We start from the raw sequence: 14350 nt of genomic DNA on the forward strand, positions 1-14350 counted from the left end.
ATGGCAACTTCGGTGCAAATGCTGGCGCGTGAACTCAACGCGCTCAAGCGGCAGATGGCCGGCCTGTCCGGCGGCCCGCAGTTGGCCCACACCTCCCTGGAGGACGGCGCGGTCCTCGAGTACGACGGCATGGGTACGCTGGTCTCCTCCTGGGGAAAGCAGTTCGACGGCACCCACGCCCAAGTGACCCTGGGTGGACCGCCGCCGCCGGCGCCCGTACCGCCCGGTGTGACTCCGGGGCCGCTGTCGCTCACGGTTCGCTGGTCCGGCCGCTTTGCCGGTGATGCGTTGTCCCCGATGGACTTCCAGCAGGTCGAAGTCCACGTCTCAACGGATCCGGGCTTCGATGCTTCGACCACGTCCACGCTGCGTGCCACGATCCGCGGCGAGCTGGGCGACGAGGTGGTGATCTCCCCGTTGCAGGCCATCCCGCACTACGTGCGGCTGGTGGCCCGGAGCCTGTCGGGGAAGAGCTCGATCCCGTCCGAGGTAGTGGAAGCGACACCGGATGATCTGGCATCCTCGACGGCCGACGGAAAGATCACGGTGGAAGCGCGGCCTCCAGCCCTGGCCGATGCCGAGGGCAAGCCCCTGAACGCTTTGTGGAACGAGCTGGATGGTTCCGGCACCCAGGTGGCAGTGTGGCGCTGGGACGGCAACGCGTGGATGAACGTACCCATCAGCGAGACCATGCTGCCACTGGTGAACATCGCCCAAGGCACCTACGGCAAGCTGCAGGGCGTGCAACTCGAAGCCAACGCCATCGACGGCATGCGAATCACCGGCGCGATCATACAAACCAGTACAGCACCGAACCGCGGAGTGAAATTCACCGACGCGGGGATCGCTGCCTACAACACTGTCGGCACCCAGACCTTCGACCTGTCCTCGGCGACCGGCGACGTGTCCTTTCTTGGCCGGATCCGGGCCGGATCCACCATCGAAGGTGCAACCATCACCGGCTCGACGGTCTCCGCCGGAGGTTCCGGAGTCACCGTCACCCTGGGGGTCGACAGCATGTACGGCGGCTCGCTCAAATTCGCGACCACCCAGTCCGCACTCCCCGGCTCCCTCACCGCACTGTCCATCGACATGATCGACCACGAGCTCACACTTCGCAGCCCCGCCCCCACCGAGGCAGCGCAAGGCATCATGTCGATCGGATCCGCGCTCGCCGGGGGAAACCCGATCCTTGCCACCAACGCCAACATCGAGCTGGTCCCCAACAAGAGCATCGCCTGGATCTCTAGCCCTGCCAGCATCTACGAGAAGGCGGGCAACACCTTCTGGATGGAAGCCCAGAAGGAACTCCTGCTGGAGTCGATGACAGAGGCAGTCTTCATCACCGCCGCCAAGGACATCTGGCTTCAAAGCGGTACAAAGATCTACGCCAACGGCCGGGACATCAGCACCAACACCGGCAACATCAACTGCACCATCAAACCCGGCTTCACCATGCAGGGCGGGCGGCCCCCAACAGCACGCAAGGACGGGAACCGAACCTACCTCAACTGGGGCATCAACGGCGCGGGGTTCACCGCAAGCGCTGGATCAATATTCGCAACACTCCCGCCCGGGTTTGCCCCCACCGACTGGAAGTACTTTCCAATCACATCGAACAGCGTGGCCGCTGCGGGGATGCTCATCGTGAGGTCCAACGGCGATCTCGAGCTGCGCACCTCAGGCACCGTCGGGACTTACTACATCTTCGACGCGGTCAGCTGGTTCACCGATTCATAAAACGAAAGGCCCCACGAATGAGTTACAACACCGTGGCCGACATGGCCTACGACTCCTACCTGATGCGCCGCATCACCGCATGTGCCGCCCTGGAAGGCATCACCCAGCCCGACTCCTGGGGGCCCGCCCGCGTCTGGGTACTGGCATCGCAGCCGGGCTGGGCCGACCGCTACGCAACCGCTGTCCAGGCAAAGACCCCCAACCCCGGCGCGGATGAGGAAGTCATCACCGATGCCATGATCCGCACCGCCGTCCAATCCTTGAGGAGCGCCCCGTGACCCCCGATGAAATGCAAGCCGTGATTCGCCAGTACCAGCAGTGGCTCGCCAATGCCCAGCTGGAGGCCGCCACGCTCGCCGCTCAGCTGGCCACCGCGCAAGAGCAGAACACTGCGGCCAACCGGCGCATCGCCGAGCTGGAAACACCGGCTTCTCCAAAGCCGGCACCGCCACGGACCGGGACGGCCGATGCGTAGCCCGCACTGGACGCTGGCCGTGTGGCTGCGCATCCAGGAGCCGCGGATCGTGACGGTCCTGCAGTTCGTCATCTACCTGTGCGCCGCGGCCGCCGGCTACCTGGCACTGATGAATCCGCCCCGGAGCATCGAGGCCACGGCCGGGGCGGGGCTCACGTTCTACTGGTCCATCCTCCTGCTCGGTGGCGGCCTGCTGGGCGCCGCCACGGTGCTTCCGGGCTGGTGGCTGTTCGAGCGGGCGGCGACCATCGCCTGCTTCGGCGCTGCGTCCATCTACGGGGTGAACCTTTTCTCGCTGGACATCGCCCAATCGGGCAACCGCCTGACGCAGCTGCTCATGGTCGCGATCGCGGCGCTTCACTTCGCCGCCCGCTGGTTCCGCATCAGGCGCTATTCCTTCGACCCCGAAAGGTAGGGGCCTGTGGACACGCCGCAATTCATCATCACCATCCTGGGGGCAGGTACCGGCGGAGCGATCCTAAAGTCCATCGTCAGCGCATGCATCAAGTTCTTCTCCGGAACCGCTGGCCGGGAGAAGGTCCGCAACGCGGACATGAGGACCCAGCGAAACGAGGCCTGGGCCGACGCCGAGCGGGAGCGGGCCCGGGCAGATGCCAGCCAGGTGCGAGCCGACATGGAAGCCCGCAACCGCAACCGGCTCGCCGACTACGCGGCTGCGCTGCGCCGGGACTGCATGGAGCACGGGGTGACCCCGCCCGCCCTGCGGCCCTGGCCAGACCTCGAAACCGAATCCACAAGCCCCAAGGCAATTGCCTAGGGGCTTCCACTTTTAAGGAGGCCCATCGTGGTCGCACTACCCACGGTCGCCGGCGCCCGGCTGACCGACACGTTCGGCTGGCAGGACTGGCGCGGCTACTCGCACGCCGGGATCGACTTCGCCGGGATCCGCCCGGGCGAACAGCCGAAGATCTGCGCCGTCGATGACGGCGTGGTCGAGTTCGCCGGAAACAACCTGGTGCCCGGCCGCAACGGCTACCACACCGGCATCCGCCACGGCGACGGCTACCTGACCTTCTACGGGCACGTGAGCGGATCAAAGGTCAGGAAGGGCGACAAGGTCAAGAGGGGCGAGCACATCGCCACCATGGACCACGTCGGCCTGTCTGCGGCCGCGGGCATTCACTGCCACTTCGAGGTGTGGGACGCGAAGGATCGCCTGGTCGACCCGTTGAAGTGGCTTGCCGAGCGCGGCGTGCACTTCAAGACGGAGAGGCCCGGGGAGAAGAAGCGCCTGCAGCCGCCGGCGGTGATCGCCCCGGCCGGAAAGCCGAAGCCACGGCCGCCGGCTAAGCCCGCATCGAAGCCCGCCGCCAAGCCGAAGAAGTACACGACCGTGCGGCGCGGATCGAAGGGCCCGACCGTCGGCAAGGTTCAGGCAGCCCTCCACAAGCAGGGTTACTCCAAGCAGACCCGCGACAACGTCTTCGGCGCACAGACCGAGGCCAACGTCCGCGACTTCCAGCGCCGCACCGGACTCCGCCAGGACGGTGTCGCTGGACCCATCACCCAGAAACGACTAGGACTCTAGGAGGTCCACATGCTTACCGACATCCTCACCGGCCCGCTGCGCCGCAAGCTCTACATCACCTTCGCACTGATCGGCCTGACCCTCGGTGCGATCCAGGTTGGCTTCGCGTCCGCCCAGGTTGGCCAGCCCGTCTGGCTCACAGTTGCCTTCGCGGTCTTTGGCTTCGTGGCCACGGGCTTCGGGTTCACCGCGGGCGCCAACGTGCCCGGCAGCGACGGCCGCCACGAAACTCTGGACACCGAAGCCCCGGATTATGACTCGCCGACGACGGACGGCGACGAAGACCAGACCACCCCGGAGCAGCGGCAGCCGATCCCCGGCACCACGCTTCCCGGGTTGCGTATCGAGCAGTAACTAGAATGGCCCCACTCCTTCCTCGCGGAAGGGGTGGGGCCATTCTTGCGTTGCGGGAGGAAGCGCGAGGCTACCGGCGGCGGTCCCGGATCTGGTAGATCCGCGGCTTGGACAGCCCGCTTGCCTCGGCGATTCGCACGGCCGTGATTCCTTCCGCGCAGGCTTCGCGCACCAGTTCGTTCAGTGCCTCGGTGCGCTCGTCCAGGAGCGCCTGCGCTTCGGCTTTCGCGTTACCCGCAACCTGGATCCGATCGAGGATACTCACTGCTCCTTCACCGCCTTCCTGATGGCGTAGGCAGACAGCCCGGCCACCACGAACCAGGCCGCGATGAGTCCGAGCCACAGCCCGGGGTACCTGTCGCTGAACAGGATGCTGCCAGCGCCGATGACGGCACCTGCCACAATGACGGTTACTACGAGGGGGTGCTTGAAATACTTCATGACTTTTCGAGTGGATATACTGGGGGCGGGTGACCGAGCTACTTTCTTTAGCTCGGTCACCTTCTGGTTACTTCCTATGCTTTCCCTTGCCCTTGCGGGGCCATGTGGCGATCATCTGGATGATTGCCACGATCAGGGATGCTAGGGCGATTGCCAGTCCCAATATTTCTACCACTCATTCCTCCTTTCGTTGATATAAAAAGTATAGCGAGCTATACCGACAGTGTCAACAATCAAATAAGGAAAACTCCGGACTTCGATCCAACAAAAAACGAACCCCCAACCCATCCGGCTTCCCGGGCAGGCTGGGGGTTCGTTGAGCTCGGCTACTAGTCGAGGTTCTTGATTGCGTAGGCAGCCTCTGACTTGGTGAACTTGCCACCGTATGAGCTGGTCAGCTGGTCGCGGATGGCCTCCGGCGACATGGCCATGGTGTCCTGGTAGCTCTTCGCGGACTCCAGCGCGTTCTTGTTCCAGTCGGCTTCGACGTTGTCGACCGCGTACTGGGCGGCCTTCTTGGAGAACTTGCCACCGTATTCGCTGGTCAGCTGATCGTAGATGCCGTCCTTGCTCATGTGCATCATGTCGGAGTAGTTCTCGGCGCTCTTCAATGCCGACTTGTACTCGGTCGGGACATCCTTTTCCTTCTTCTCGGCCTTCTCTTTGGGCTTGTCAGCAGCCTTGGCCGAGGTACTGGACTTCGATGCCGAGGAGTCCGCGCCGGTTGCTCCTGCAGTGTCCGAGCATGCAGTCAGTCCGAATCCGAGAGCGGCAATGAGTGCGAGTGATGCCAGTTTCTTCATGGGGTATTTCCTTACAAGTGATGGATAAACATGTCGATCGTACCGACAGGAGCAGTTGCGCCGAAATCAATGACACGCCCAGCAGGGCAAGGTGTTACCGCTCCGCAACCTCGGCCTAGAATCGGGGCATGGCCTACTACCCCGGATACATGCCCACCTCCGGCCAGTGCCACCGATACCCGGGCGGGCGCCAACCATATGTCCGGATCACGCTGGAGGACGGTTCGACCGTGGACGGCCAGGCGCATGCCTGGGAAGGCAACAAGTTCTTGGCCAACTGGTTCGACGAAAAGAACAATCTGCACAGCCTGTGGATGGACAGCCAGCACGCGGTCAAGATTCCCTGGCGGGAATCGCGATGGCACGAATCCTCCAGCGCAGATGACATCATTTGGCGGATCGAGCAAGGCGAAATGTAGGACCACGCCCCAGTGGTATCCGTGGCTTCACGGGTCTATCGCGGCAGCACTGTCTGCCATCGCCAGGCGACGACGCCTCATATGATGAGCGCATGAAGATTACCATTTCGAGAGGTCGAAGCCATGAATAGCGAGATTGTTGCCGGCCTGGTCGGCGCCTTGGTCGGTGCATTCATTGGCCTAGCTGGCGTTGTCTGGCAGTTCCGGGCGAAATCAATGCGCGATAAGCGACAGCTGGGTGCGGAATTGCTCTTCCACGCGCAGCAACTTCATGACGGGTACCTCGAAGAGTTCGGCCCAGAAGAAGATCGGGTGATACGTCACACTTTGCCCGAGCTGAAGCAGCACCAGGATCAGCTCGTCCTGCTAATGAGAACTTGGGAACTGGTTTGGGACCAAGGTTCATTTGCCGCTGCCAAGAAACACGTCGCATCCGCGATTACCTACTACCAATGTGCTGCATCTCAAAGCACGATCGGGTCAAAGCCTGGCTACGGAGAGTTGCCAAAATATGAAGCCGAGTGGTTCGCAACCAGAGAACGTCTGATCGAGATATTGTCTGCTGATTTCGGCATCCGTTGGTGGCAGATCAAGCGGCGGTTCAAGGCCTGGCGAAAAGACGGGGAGGCGGACAGAATTGCGGTGAGGAAATTCGACAAGTTGATGAAGCGGCCGTCCTGAAATTGACCACAGTTTTGACCACAGTTTTCGTGAAAGTGGGCGAACGGTAGCGAAGTGCAGGAAACGCAAATTGCCGAGATTCTGCGGTTTTTGATCGTCTGCGGAACGAGGCGAAACCCGTGTTTCGAGGGTGGTGGAAACTTCTAATCTGTCGGTCGCGCGTTCGAATCGCGCCGGGGGCACCACGAGAAAGCGGCACCCACCAGGACTTTCCTGGCGGGTGCCGCTTCGTTCTTTGGCCGTGGATGGTCTACCTGGGGGGGAATCCTCACGTTCCAGGCGTCCGGGCAAAAGCTCAAACCCGTCTGACGGGCCGAGGACGCCGAAGATCCTCACCGGGATCCGCACGGCACCTAGATCGGAAGCCTGCCACCCGGCTTCAGGTGCTTCATCACGATGGTGCTGGTGACTTTCTCGACGCCGGGCAAGGCAACGAGCACTTCGTCGTAGAAGCGCTGGTAGGCGGGAAGATCGGACACCACCACCCGCAAAAGGAAATCCGGATCCCCGAAGAGCCTCTGGGCCTCCACGATCTGGGCGCTCCGCGCCACCTCTCCCTCGAAGTCCTTCAGGTTCTGGCGGTCCTTGAGCGTGACAAAGACCAAAGCCTCGAAGCCAAGGTTGATCTTTGACGGGTCCACGTCCGCCCGGTAGCCACGGATCACGCCCGAGGACTCCAGTTCCCGCAGGCGGCGATGGCAAGGGGCCAGGGTCAAGCCGACTTCCTGGGCCAGTGCAGTCGCCGTCATCCGACCATCCTCTTGCAGATGGCGCAGTATCGCGCGATCAATTCCGTCCAAACCAGCACTCCAATCGCGATCTTCTATCGAGCGTACAGGCCCTTGAGCAAGATTCTATCGTCAAATGAGTCATTGCAAGAGATTGCTTCTACAAATCGTGCTTGAACAGACAGAACTTGCAAGCACCTCTCGCGTGATTTTTCCTATGCTTACCCGGTAAGTTCCAAGCTGAAGGGAATCACCGTGGATCCGCAGGTCTACCTGGCTTTTTTGTTCGTCTCGTTTGCGCTCGCCATGACGCCGGGAGCCGACTGGGCGTATGCCATCGCGGCGGGGTTGGGCAGGTACCGCGTGGCTTCCGCCGTCGCCGGATTGTGCACGGGCTATGTCTTTCATACGCTGCTGATCGTTGCCGGAATGGCGGCCCTGATCGCAAGCTCGCCCGGGCTACTGTCGATGCTGACCCTGGCCGGCGCCGCATACCTCCTCTGGCTCGGGATTTCAACGGCGAGGAGCTGGCGGGGAGCAGGCTTCAGCGTTGCACCGGCCCAGGACCAGGAAGTTCGCGCGGCAGGCACTGCAGGCACATGGGACACGGGTTCCGGGCCGGGAGGCGGCACAGCAGTGAAGGCACGCACCCTCCCCCTGCAGGCTGCCGGCGAACCGACGGAGCGCTTCTTCGGCCCGGCGTTCTACCGCGGTCTGGGGACCAGCGGCACAAATCCGAAGGCACTGCTGCTCTACTTGGCCCTGATCCCCCAGTTCGTCCGTCCCGACGCTGCCCTTTCGGTGCCGGCGCAAACCGCAATCTTCGGGCTGTCGCACATGACCCTTTCCATCTTTATCTATTCGGGCGTTGCCATTGGCGCCCGGGTTCTCCTGCGCTCGCGACCCACAGCGGCACGCCTTGTCACCCTCTTCAGCGGACTTGTCATGATCGGGCTCGGCGTTGTGCTCGTGGTTGAGCAAGCCCCGACGGTCCTGAACTCGGTCAGATCCCTGCTTGCGGTCGTGTTCGCGTAACCCACTTAACCGCCGAGCGGGGTCGTGCGGCGAATCCGTGGATTCGTCGCCCGACCCCGCTCCGGTGCGACCCTAGGCAGGTGTTACTTGCCCGGGACGATCAACGTCGCAGCACCCGCACGCGCAGCCTCAAAACGAGCCGACACATCCGCCCAATTCACAATGTCCCAAAACGCCTTCACGTAATCCGCCTTCACGTTCACGTAATCCAGGTAGAACGCATGCTCCCACATATCCAGCATCAACAACGGAGTCGTCGCCACCGGAACATTGCCCTGCTGGTCATACAACTGCTCGATCACCAACTGGCCACCCAGCCCCTCGAACCCCAACAACGCCCAACCCGAACCCTGCAAGCTCATCGCAGCAGCAGTGAAATGCGCACGGAACGCATCAAACGAACCAAACGCATCATCGATCGCCGCAGCCAACTCACCCTCCGGCTTGTCCCCACCCTCCGGCGAAAGGTTGTTCCAGAAAATCGAGTGGTTCGTGTGACCACCCAAGTGGAACGCCAAATCCTTGGACAACTTCGGAATGCTCCCGAACTCACCCTTCTCCCGAGCCTCCGCCAACTGCTCCAACGCCGCATTCGCACCCGCCACATACGCCGCATGGTGCTTGCTGTGGTGCAATTCCATGATCCGCGCAGAAATGCTCGGCTCCAGCGCCGCGTAGTCGTACTGCAGCTCAGGCAAGGTATAAATAGCCAAAATGACTCCTCAAGTAGTGACGTGCTGAATCGGTCCCTGAAGCGGAAGCGATCAAACGGCGAGTCGTGAATGCTCGCCGATGCTGTGGTAGCCGCGCTGGTGGTAGACAAGCGGGGCGGCTGTGGATTCGCGGTCAATGACTTCCACGACCGAGGCGATGACCACGGTGGCCGGGCCGGCGGGGGTCCTTGATTGGATCCTGCATCGCAGGACAGTGCCGAGTCCGTGGATCAGCGGCTCCCCCGATGCCAGCTGCTCCCAATTCTCCATGTCCGAAAAGCGCTCGTCACCGGGCCTCGCGAAAAGCGCCGCAACTTGTGCGTTGTCGGCAGTGAGCAGATGGATCAGGATGGTTTCCGCATGCAGGATCGCGTGCGCCGAACCCTTGTCACCCGCGACGTTGAACGCGACCAAGGCCGGATCCGCAGCCACAGAGATCACCGACGATGCCGTGATTCCCGCGGGCCCAAGGTCCCCCGTTGCCGTCACAATCGCCACCCCGGCCGGATGGTTGCCAAAGGCCGCACGAAACTGGTCGGCCATGGTCCGTTCGGCGAATTGTGTCTGCACTGCGGGTGAATCCTCTCGTGGCGAGTCGCTGCGGTGCGCCCCTCATGACCTCCACGCTAGAACCTCAACCAAGGTTTAGGTCAAATCGCCCTTCTTTTCGCGAAACAGTAGTGCCCCGCCCTCGGAATCGGCCATCACGTCGTTGGGGTTCACGAACCCGCATTCGGCCAGCGACAGGCAACCGCAGCCGATGCAACCCCCGAGCCCGTCGCGCAGGGATTGCAGCTGGTGGATGCGTTCCTGCAGGTCCTCGCGCCACGCAACGGACATCGCCTGCCAGTCCTCCTTGCTCGGCGCCCCGTCCGCCGGCAGCCCGGCAAAGAGCTCCCGCACTGCACCCAGCGGGATGCCCGCCCGCTGGGCCGCCCGGATCACGGCCACTCGCCGCAGCACACTGCGGTCGAAGCGGCGCTGGTTTCCGGAGGTCCGCCAGGACTGGATCAGCCCCTCGCGCTCGTAGAAATGCAACGCCGAAACGGCGACGCCGGACCGGGCCGCCAGCTGGCCCACGCTGAGGTCGTGGGAAACGTTTTCCTCGGTGTTCATCAGTCCATTCTCCGCCCGGGGCCGTGCGCGGCGCATTTCAGAGCGCCGCCTTTTCGTCTAAAGTCACAAGGAGGGGTCCAGATCATCCACCCTTCGATGCACCTACAGAGGACAGAACACCTTATGAAACTCACATTCCGCGGTGGATTCGTGGCAACCCTCGGCGCCCTGACGGCACTTGCGCTCGGCGCAGCCGTCATGTCGCTAACCTACGCCATCACCCTGGTTTTCGCGGCGTTCTTCATCGCGCTGGGCCTGGACCCGCTGGTGCGCAAGTTCGAAAGCTGGGGCCTGAGCCGGGTCAAGGCGGTGCTCTGCGTGCTCGCCGCGTTCCTGCTCTTCGTGACGGCCATCTTCAGCCTCGTCATCCCGCTGCTTGTGACCGAGGGCCACAGGTTCCTTGTCTCGCTGCCCAGCAGCCTGGGCGTGATCGAGGAACAGGCATGGTTCATCTCGCTCAACGAGGACCTGGGCGGCGCCCTGTTGCCCGGGCTGGACTGGATCCAAAAGACCATCGCGGACCCCTCCACCTGGCTCTTCGTCGGCAACGGGGCCCTGAAGGTCGGCTTCGGCGTCGCCAACGCCATCGTCGGAACCATCTTCGTGGCGGTGCTGACGATGTACTTCGTCACCTCGCTCGAGCAGATGAAGGGCGGCTTCTACGCCCTGGTCCCGGCGTCCCGGCGCGATCGGGTGGTGGAAATCTCCGAGGAGATCGCCGCATCCGTCGGCAGCTATCTCAGCGGCATGGCGATCCTCGCGGTCATGAACGCGTCGTTCACCTTCATCCTGCTCACCATCATGAAGGTCCCGTTTGCGGGAGTCATCAGCATCGTCATCCTGCCCCTCACCATGATCCCGCTGGTGGGTTCGGTCATCGGCACCACCATCGCGACGGTCGCGGCGCTGATCACCTCGCCGTCCACCGGGCTGGTGGTGCTGATCGTGCTGATCGCCTACATGCAGATCGAGGCGTACGTCTTCACGCCGAAGATCGTGGGCAAGGCCATCCAGATCCCCGGTTCCATGGTGCTGATCGGCGCGATGGTGGGCGGCACCCTGGCCGGCCTGCTCGGTGCGCTCGTCGCCTGCCCGGCAAGCGCCGCCATCCTGCTGATCCTCAAGAAGATCGTCATCCCCGCCCAGGCCAAGCGGTAGCCACTGCGCCCCCGGTCCGGCATCGCCGGTCGTCGAAATTGAACGGCGATCAAGACTTTTGAACGGTGTTCAAGTAGGCTGGTTGGGTACGCCCGTGTGGCGTGCAACCCCATCACCGCACGAGAACACCAGGAACCTACCATGTCGCACCCCACCCAGACCCCGGCCACCCGGGACTCCGCGTCCCCGACCCCGCGCATCGGTGCCAGGGACCTGGCCCTCGTTGCGGTGTTCGCCGCCCTGATCGCAGTGCTCACCCTGGTTCCGGCGGTTCCGGTGGGCGCGCTCGGCGTGCCGATCACGCTGCAGACCCTGGGCGTCGCGCTCACGGCCTTGATCCTCGGCTCGCTGCGCGGCGCCTCCGCCGCGGCGCTCTACCTGGCCGTCGGCCTGGCCGGCGTGCCGATCTTCGCGAAGTTCTCCGGCGGCCTCGGCACGCTGGCCGGTCCGAGCGCCGGCTACCTGCTCTCCTTCCCGCTGGCCGCCCTGGTCACCGGCGCGCTGGCCACCCTGGTGCTGCGCAAGTTCACCCGCCGGCGCCTGCTCTGGCTGTTCCTGGCCGCCCTGGGCGGATCGATCCTCGTTGTCCACCCGCTGGGGATCCTGGGCATGTCCCTGAACGCCGGCATCCCCCTGCAGCAGGCCTTCCTCTACGACATGGCCTACTGGCCCGGCGACCTGGTGAAGAGCTTCATCGCCGCGAGCATCGCGCTGAGCGTTTTCAAGGCGTTCCCGAAGCTGGCCCGCCGCAACTACGGCGCCTGAGACTCCCCCGCCGGCCGGTGGATTCGGCCCGACCCCTGGACAAGGAATACCGTTAAGCGTGATCCGTTTTGAAGCCGCAGGCCTCCGCGTTCCGGCCGACGAGCCCGAGGCACCCGCACGCGTGGTGCTTGCCCCCTGCACGCTTGAGCTTTCCGAACCGCGGATCGCCGTCATCGGCGCCAATGGATCGGGCAAGTCGACGCTGCTGCGCATGGTCAACGGGCTGGCGCTCCCGAGCGAGGGAACGGTGTCCGTGCGCGGCTTCGACACCCGGACCCAGGCCAAGTCGGTCCGCCGGAGCGTCGGCTTCCTGTTCACCGACCCGCTCTCCCAGCTGGTCATGCCGGTCGTCGTCGAGGACGTCGAGCTTTCCCTGAAGGCCACCCTCAAGGACCCGGGCCAACGCCGCGAAGCAGCCCTGGGCGCCCTGGCATCGCTGGGTCTCGAACACCTGGCCCAGCGCAGCATCTACGACCTCTCCGGCGGGGAGCGCCAGCTGGTGGCCCTGTGCAGCGTGCTTGCCGCGGGGCAGGACATCCTGGTCGCCGACGAACCCACCACGCTGCTGGACCTCGCCAACAACGAGCTGCTCCAGCGGACCATCGACGCACTCGCCCAGCAGGTCATCTACGCCACGCACGACCTCGAGTTCGCCGCCCGGGCCGACCGCGGACTGCTGGTCGACGGCGGGCGCATCGTCTTCGACGGGCCCGCCGCCGACGCCGTGCAGGAGTACCGCTGCCTGGTGCGCAGCGGGGCGGTGGGCGCATGAGCGCCCCGCACCGCATGCTGCTGGGGCACTACCAGCCCGGCTCAAGCATCGTCCACCGTGCCCCGCTGTTCGCCAAGTACCTGGTGGTGCTCGGCGTCGGCACCGCGGTGGTCATCTGGCGCACCCCGACGGTGGGCCTGGGCGCCCTGCTGCTGAGCCTGCTGCTTTTCGCACTGGCCGGCCGCCGCGTGCTCGGCGCCTGGGCCGCCCCGCTGCGCCAGCTCTGGTGGGTGTTTGCGATACTTGTCGTCCACCAGTCGCTGCTCAATTCGCCCATCTTCGCACTGACCCTCGTCAGCGGCATGTTCGCCGCGATCCAGTGCGGCCGGCTGGTCCTGCTGACCACCACGCAGGCGGCGCTGCTGGCCGGGCTCGAGAAGGCCGCCACCCCCCTGCGCCTGGTGGGCGGGAACCCGGCCGCCCTGGCACTCGCGGTGGCCCTGATGCTGCGCAGCATCCCCGCGATCGCCACCTCCGTGCAGGATGTTTCCGACGCCGCCAAGGCGCGCGGCGTGGCAAGGAACCCCGCGGTGCTTGCCGCGCCCGTGGTGGTCAACACCGTGGCCTACGCCCAGCGCACCGCCGATGCCCTCGCCGCGCGCGGGATCATGGAACGCAACTAGCTTCCGCCCGGGTCCGCACCGCCGCGGCGGCCATCGGCAAGTATTGTGGTGCCCATGAGCTTCAACGACGATGCCCGGCTGGATTCCGGCCGGGTCAAGGATTCACGTGGACGCCGCGGCACCAAGATCGCGGCGGGAGGCGGCGGCATCCTGGTACTGCTGCTGGCGGCGATGTTCGGGCTGAACCCGGAGATGCTTTCCCAGCTGGGCATCGGCGATGCACCGGCCAGCGAGCAGGGACCCACCGGGGCGCCCGCCATCGAGGAGTGCCAGAGCGGTGCCGACGCCAACGCGCGGCAGGACTGCCGCATCCTGGCCACCACCCAGTCACTGGACAGCTTCTGGCTCTCCTACCTTCCGTCATTCAACGTGAAGGTCGCCAAGCCCGGCGTGGAGATCTTCAGCGGGCAGGTGGACACCGCCTGCGGGACGGCCACCAGCGCCGTGGGGCCGTTCTACTGCCCCGGCGACCGCGTCGCCTACTTCGACACCGCGTTCTTCGCCGACCTGCAGAACAACTACGGATCAGACGGCGGGCCGCTGGCAGAGGAGTATGTGGTGGCCCACGAATACGGCCACCACATCCAGAACACCATCGGCACCCTTGCCGCTTCCCAGCGCGGCGGCACCGGGCCGAACTCGGGTTCCGTGCGCGTGGAGCTTCAGGCGGACTGCTTCGCCGGGCTGTGGGCCGGCTACGCGGCGCAGACCAAGGACGCCAACGGCAACACGTTCATGAAGCCGCTGACCGAGGCGGACCTGCGCTCGGCCCTCTCAGCGGCCTCGGCCGTGGGCGACGACAGGATCCAGAAGGCAGCCACCGGGCGTGTCAGCCCCGAGGGCTGGACGCATGGCTCGGCGGCCCAGCGCGAGGCCTGGTTCCTGCAGGGCTACAAGACCCGCGACATCAACAGGTGCGACACCCTGTCGGCGAAGGACCTGAACAACCCCGGCTGACGAGCGGGCGCAGCCCGGATA

At 64.5% G+C, this 14350-nt stretch carries 22 protein-coding genes; 15 read left to right on the forward strand and 7 right to left on the reverse strand.

The features are described from left to right. Genes ACSYDW_RS01380 through ACSYDW_RS01410 form a run of 7 tightly spaced genes read left to right on the forward strand, consistent with a single transcriptional unit; the run spans window position 1 to window position 4118 of the window. Entirely contained in the window at window positions 1–1740 is a 1740-nt protein-coding gene (locus ACSYDW_RS01380; RefSeq protein ID WP_438336909.1) for a hypothetical protein, read from the forward strand. Between the two features lie 17 nt (window positions 1741–1757). Further along, complete coding sequence (locus tag ACSYDW_RS01385) at window positions 1758–2018, forward strand: hypothetical protein (protein ID WP_438336910.1); 261 nt, start codon at window positions 1758–1760, stop codon at window positions 2016–2018. Then, window positions 2015–2215, forward strand: coding sequence for a hypothetical protein (locus ACSYDW_RS01390; RefSeq protein WP_438336911.1), 201 nt, complete (start codon window positions 2015–2017; stop codon window positions 2213–2215). The genes ACSYDW_RS01385 and ACSYDW_RS01390 overlap by 4 nt, the downstream gene beginning before the upstream one ends. Beyond that, window positions 2208–2630 (forward strand): hypothetical protein, encoded by a 423-nt coding sequence (locus tag ACSYDW_RS01395; RefSeq protein ID WP_438336912.1) that lies wholly within the window; start codon window positions 2208–2210, stop codon window positions 2628–2630. Before ACSYDW_RS01390 ends, ACSYDW_RS01395 begins: the two co-directional genes overlap by 8 nt. A 6-nt stretch (window positions 2631–2636) precedes the next feature. Then, window positions 2637–2993 carry a hypothetical protein gene (locus ACSYDW_RS01400; RefSeq protein WP_438336913.1) on the forward strand — a complete coding sequence of 119 codons (357 nt, stop codon included), beginning with the start codon at window positions 2637–2639 and terminating at the stop codon, window positions 2991–2993. A 27-nt stretch (window positions 2994–3020) separates the two neighbouring features. Further along, the gene (locus tag ACSYDW_RS01405; protein WP_438336914.1) at window positions 3021–3764 is read left to right on the forward strand and encodes a peptidoglycan DD-metalloendopeptidase family protein; all 744 of its coding nucleotides are present in this window, start codon (window positions 3021–3023) and stop codon (window positions 3762–3764) included. Window positions 3765–3773: 9 nt separating this feature from the next. Continuing rightward, on the forward strand, window positions 3774–4118 hold the full coding sequence (locus tag ACSYDW_RS01410) for a hypothetical protein (RefSeq protein ID WP_438336915.1): 345 nt from the start codon (window positions 3774–3776) through the stop codon (window positions 4116–4118). Between the two features lie 70 nt (window positions 4119–4188). Here ACSYDW_RS01410 and ACSYDW_RS01415 read toward each other — a convergent pair whose 3' ends face one another. The 3 genes from ACSYDW_RS01415 to ACSYDW_RS01425 all read right to left on the reverse strand — a co-directional run bounded on the left by ACSYDW_RS01415 (window position 4189) and on the right by ACSYDW_RS01425 (window position 5362). Next, complete coding sequence (locus ACSYDW_RS01415) at window positions 4189–4383, reverse strand: hypothetical protein (RefSeq protein WP_438336916.1); 195 nt, start codon at window positions 4381–4383, stop codon at window positions 4189–4191. After that, window positions 4380–4559, reverse strand: a complete 180-nt coding sequence (locus ACSYDW_RS01420; RefSeq protein ID WP_438336917.1) for a hypothetical protein — start codon at window positions 4557–4559, stop codon at window positions 4380–4382. The genes ACSYDW_RS01415 and ACSYDW_RS01420 overlap by 4 nt, the downstream gene beginning before the upstream one ends. A 329-nt stretch (window positions 4560–4888) precedes the next feature. Continuing rightward, complete coding sequence (locus ACSYDW_RS01425; RefSeq protein ID WP_438336918.1) at window positions 4889–5362, reverse strand: Ltp family lipoprotein; 474 nt, start codon at window positions 5360–5362, stop codon at window positions 4889–4891. A 128-nt stretch (window positions 5363–5490) separates the two neighbouring features. Here ACSYDW_RS01425 and ACSYDW_RS01430 point away from each other — a divergent pair, with 128 nt between their 5' ends. Continuing rightward, the gene (locus ACSYDW_RS01430; protein ID WP_438336919.1) at window positions 5491–5781 is read left to right on the forward strand and encodes a hypothetical protein; all 291 of its coding nucleotides are present in this window, start codon (window positions 5491–5493) and stop codon (window positions 5779–5781) included. A gap of 123 nt (window positions 5782–5904) precedes the next feature. Continuing rightward, on the forward strand, window positions 5905–6462 hold the full coding sequence (locus ACSYDW_RS01435; RefSeq protein ID WP_438336920.1) for a hypothetical protein: 558 nt from the start codon (window positions 5905–5907) through the stop codon (window positions 6460–6462). 353 nt (window positions 6463–6815) lie between these two features. Here ACSYDW_RS01435 and ACSYDW_RS01440 read toward each other — a convergent pair whose 3' ends face one another. Further along, the gene (locus ACSYDW_RS01440) at window positions 6816–7262 is read right to left on the reverse strand and encodes an Lrp/AsnC family transcriptional regulator (RefSeq protein ID WP_438336921.1); all 447 of its coding nucleotides are present in this window, start codon (window positions 7260–7262) and stop codon (window positions 6816–6818) included. A 183-nt stretch (window positions 7263–7445) separates the two neighbouring features. On the opposite strand from ACSYDW_RS01440, the gene ACSYDW_RS01445 reads away from it, so the two are divergent. After that, on the forward strand, window positions 7446–8225 hold the full coding sequence (locus tag ACSYDW_RS01445; RefSeq protein WP_438336922.1) for a LysE family translocator: 780 nt from the start codon (window positions 7446–7448) through the stop codon (window positions 8223–8225). A gap of 83 nt (window positions 8226–8308) precedes the next feature. Here the strand turns inward: ACSYDW_RS01445 and ACSYDW_RS01450 are convergent, their stop codons facing one another. The 3 genes from ACSYDW_RS01450 to soxR form a co-directional block, all read right to left on the reverse strand. Continuing rightward, on the reverse strand, window positions 8309–8938 hold the full coding sequence (locus ACSYDW_RS01450; RefSeq protein ID WP_438336923.1) for a superoxide dismutase: 630 nt from the start codon (window positions 8936–8938) through the stop codon (window positions 8309–8311). Between the two features lie 51 nt (window positions 8939–8989). Continuing rightward, window positions 8990–9508 (reverse strand): flavin reductase family protein, encoded by a 519-nt coding sequence (locus ACSYDW_RS01455; RefSeq protein WP_438336924.1) that lies wholly within the window; start codon window positions 9506–9508, stop codon window positions 8990–8992. 75 nt (window positions 9509–9583) lie between these two features. Beyond that, window positions 9584–10054 (reverse strand): redox-sensitive transcriptional activator SoxR, encoded by a 471-nt coding sequence (gene soxR / locus ACSYDW_RS01460; protein ID WP_438336925.1) that lies wholly within the window; start codon window positions 10052–10054, stop codon window positions 9584–9586. Window positions 10055–10177: 123 nt separating this feature from the next. On the opposite strand from soxR, the gene ACSYDW_RS01465 reads away from it, so the two are divergent. The 5 genes from ACSYDW_RS01465 to ypfJ all read left to right on the forward strand — a co-directional run bounded on the left by ACSYDW_RS01465 (window position 10178) and on the right by ypfJ (window position 14329). Continuing rightward, the gene (locus ACSYDW_RS01465; RefSeq protein WP_438336926.1) at window positions 10178–11212 is read left to right on the forward strand and encodes an AI-2E family transporter; all 1035 of its coding nucleotides are present in this window, start codon (window positions 10178–10180) and stop codon (window positions 11210–11212) included. A gap of 141 nt (window positions 11213–11353) precedes the next feature. Continuing rightward, a complete protein-coding gene (locus ACSYDW_RS01470) occupies window positions 11354–11977 on the forward strand; it encodes a biotin transporter BioY (RefSeq protein ID WP_438336927.1) in 624 nt (207 codons plus the stop codon). A 58-nt stretch (window positions 11978–12035) separates the two neighbouring features. After that, entirely contained in the window at window positions 12036–12749 is a 714-nt protein-coding gene (locus tag ACSYDW_RS01475) for an energy-coupling factor ABC transporter ATP-binding protein (protein ID WP_438336928.1), read from the forward strand. Further along, the gene (locus tag ACSYDW_RS01480; protein ID WP_438336929.1) at window positions 12746–13372 is read left to right on the forward strand and encodes a CbiQ family ECF transporter T component; all 627 of its coding nucleotides are present in this window, start codon (window positions 12746–12748) and stop codon (window positions 13370–13372) included. The genes ACSYDW_RS01475 and ACSYDW_RS01480 overlap by 4 nt, the downstream gene beginning before the upstream one ends. Before the next feature lie 54 nt (window positions 13373–13426). Further along, a complete protein-coding gene (gene ypfJ / locus ACSYDW_RS01485) occupies window positions 13427–14329 on the forward strand; it encodes a KPN_02809 family neutral zinc metallopeptidase (protein ID WP_438336930.1) in 903 nt (300 codons plus the stop codon). Window positions 14330–14350: the final 21 nt, after the last annotated feature.

Source organism: Paeniglutamicibacter selenitireducens, from assembly GCF_051550675.1.
Lineage (GTDB): Bacteria > Actinomycetota > Actinomycetes > Actinomycetales > Micrococcaceae > Paeniglutamicibacter.

Excerpts from the sequence above, each read along its gene's own strand:
- ACSYDW_RS01380 (WP_438336909.1), top strand. The coding sequence starts at position 1 with ATGGCAACTTCGGTGCAAATGCTGGCGCGTGAACTCAACGCGCTCAAG.
- ACSYDW_RS01385 (WP_438336910.1), top strand. The coding sequence starts at position 1,758 with ATGAGTTACAACACCGTGGCCGACATGGCCTACGACTCCTACCTGATG.
- ACSYDW_RS01395 (WP_438336912.1), top strand. The coding sequence starts at position 2,208 with ATGCGTAGCCCGCACTGGACGCTGGCCGTGTGGCTGCGCATCCAGGAG.
- ACSYDW_RS01410 (WP_438336915.1), top strand. The coding sequence starts at position 3,774 with ATGCTTACCGACATCCTCACCGGCCCGCTGCGCCGCAAGCTCTACATC.
- ACSYDW_RS01420 (WP_438336917.1), bottom strand. The coding sequence starts at position 4,559 with ATGAAGTATTTCAAGCACCCCCTCGTAGTAACCGTCATTGTGGCAGGT.
- ACSYDW_RS01425 (WP_438336918.1), bottom strand. The coding sequence starts at position 5,362 with ATGAAGAAACTGGCATCACTCGCACTCATTGCCGCTCTCGGATTCGGA.
- ACSYDW_RS01430 (WP_438336919.1), top strand. The coding sequence starts at position 5,491 with ATGGCCTACTACCCCGGATACATGCCCACCTCCGGCCAGTGCCACCGA.
- ACSYDW_RS01435 (WP_438336920.1), top strand. The coding sequence starts at position 5,905 with ATGAATAGCGAGATTGTTGCCGGCCTGGTCGGCGCCTTGGTCGGTGCA.
- soxR (WP_438336925.1), bottom strand. The coding sequence starts at position 10,054 with ATGAACACCGAGGAAAACGTTTCCCACGACCTCAGCGTGGGCCAGCTG.
- ACSYDW_RS01465 (WP_438336926.1), top strand. The coding sequence starts at position 10,178 with ATGAAACTCACATTCCGCGGTGGATTCGTGGCAACCCTCGGCGCCCTG.
- ACSYDW_RS01470 (WP_438336927.1), top strand. The coding sequence starts at position 11,354 with ATGTCGCACCCCACCCAGACCCCGGCCACCCGGGACTCCGCGTCCCCG.
- ACSYDW_RS01480 (WP_438336929.1), top strand. The coding sequence starts at position 12,746 with ATGAGCGCCCCGCACCGCATGCTGCTGGGGCACTACCAGCCCGGCTCA.
- ypfJ (WP_438336930.1), top strand. The coding sequence starts at position 13,427 with ATGAGCTTCAACGACGATGCCCGGCTGGATTCCGGCCGGGTCAAGGAT.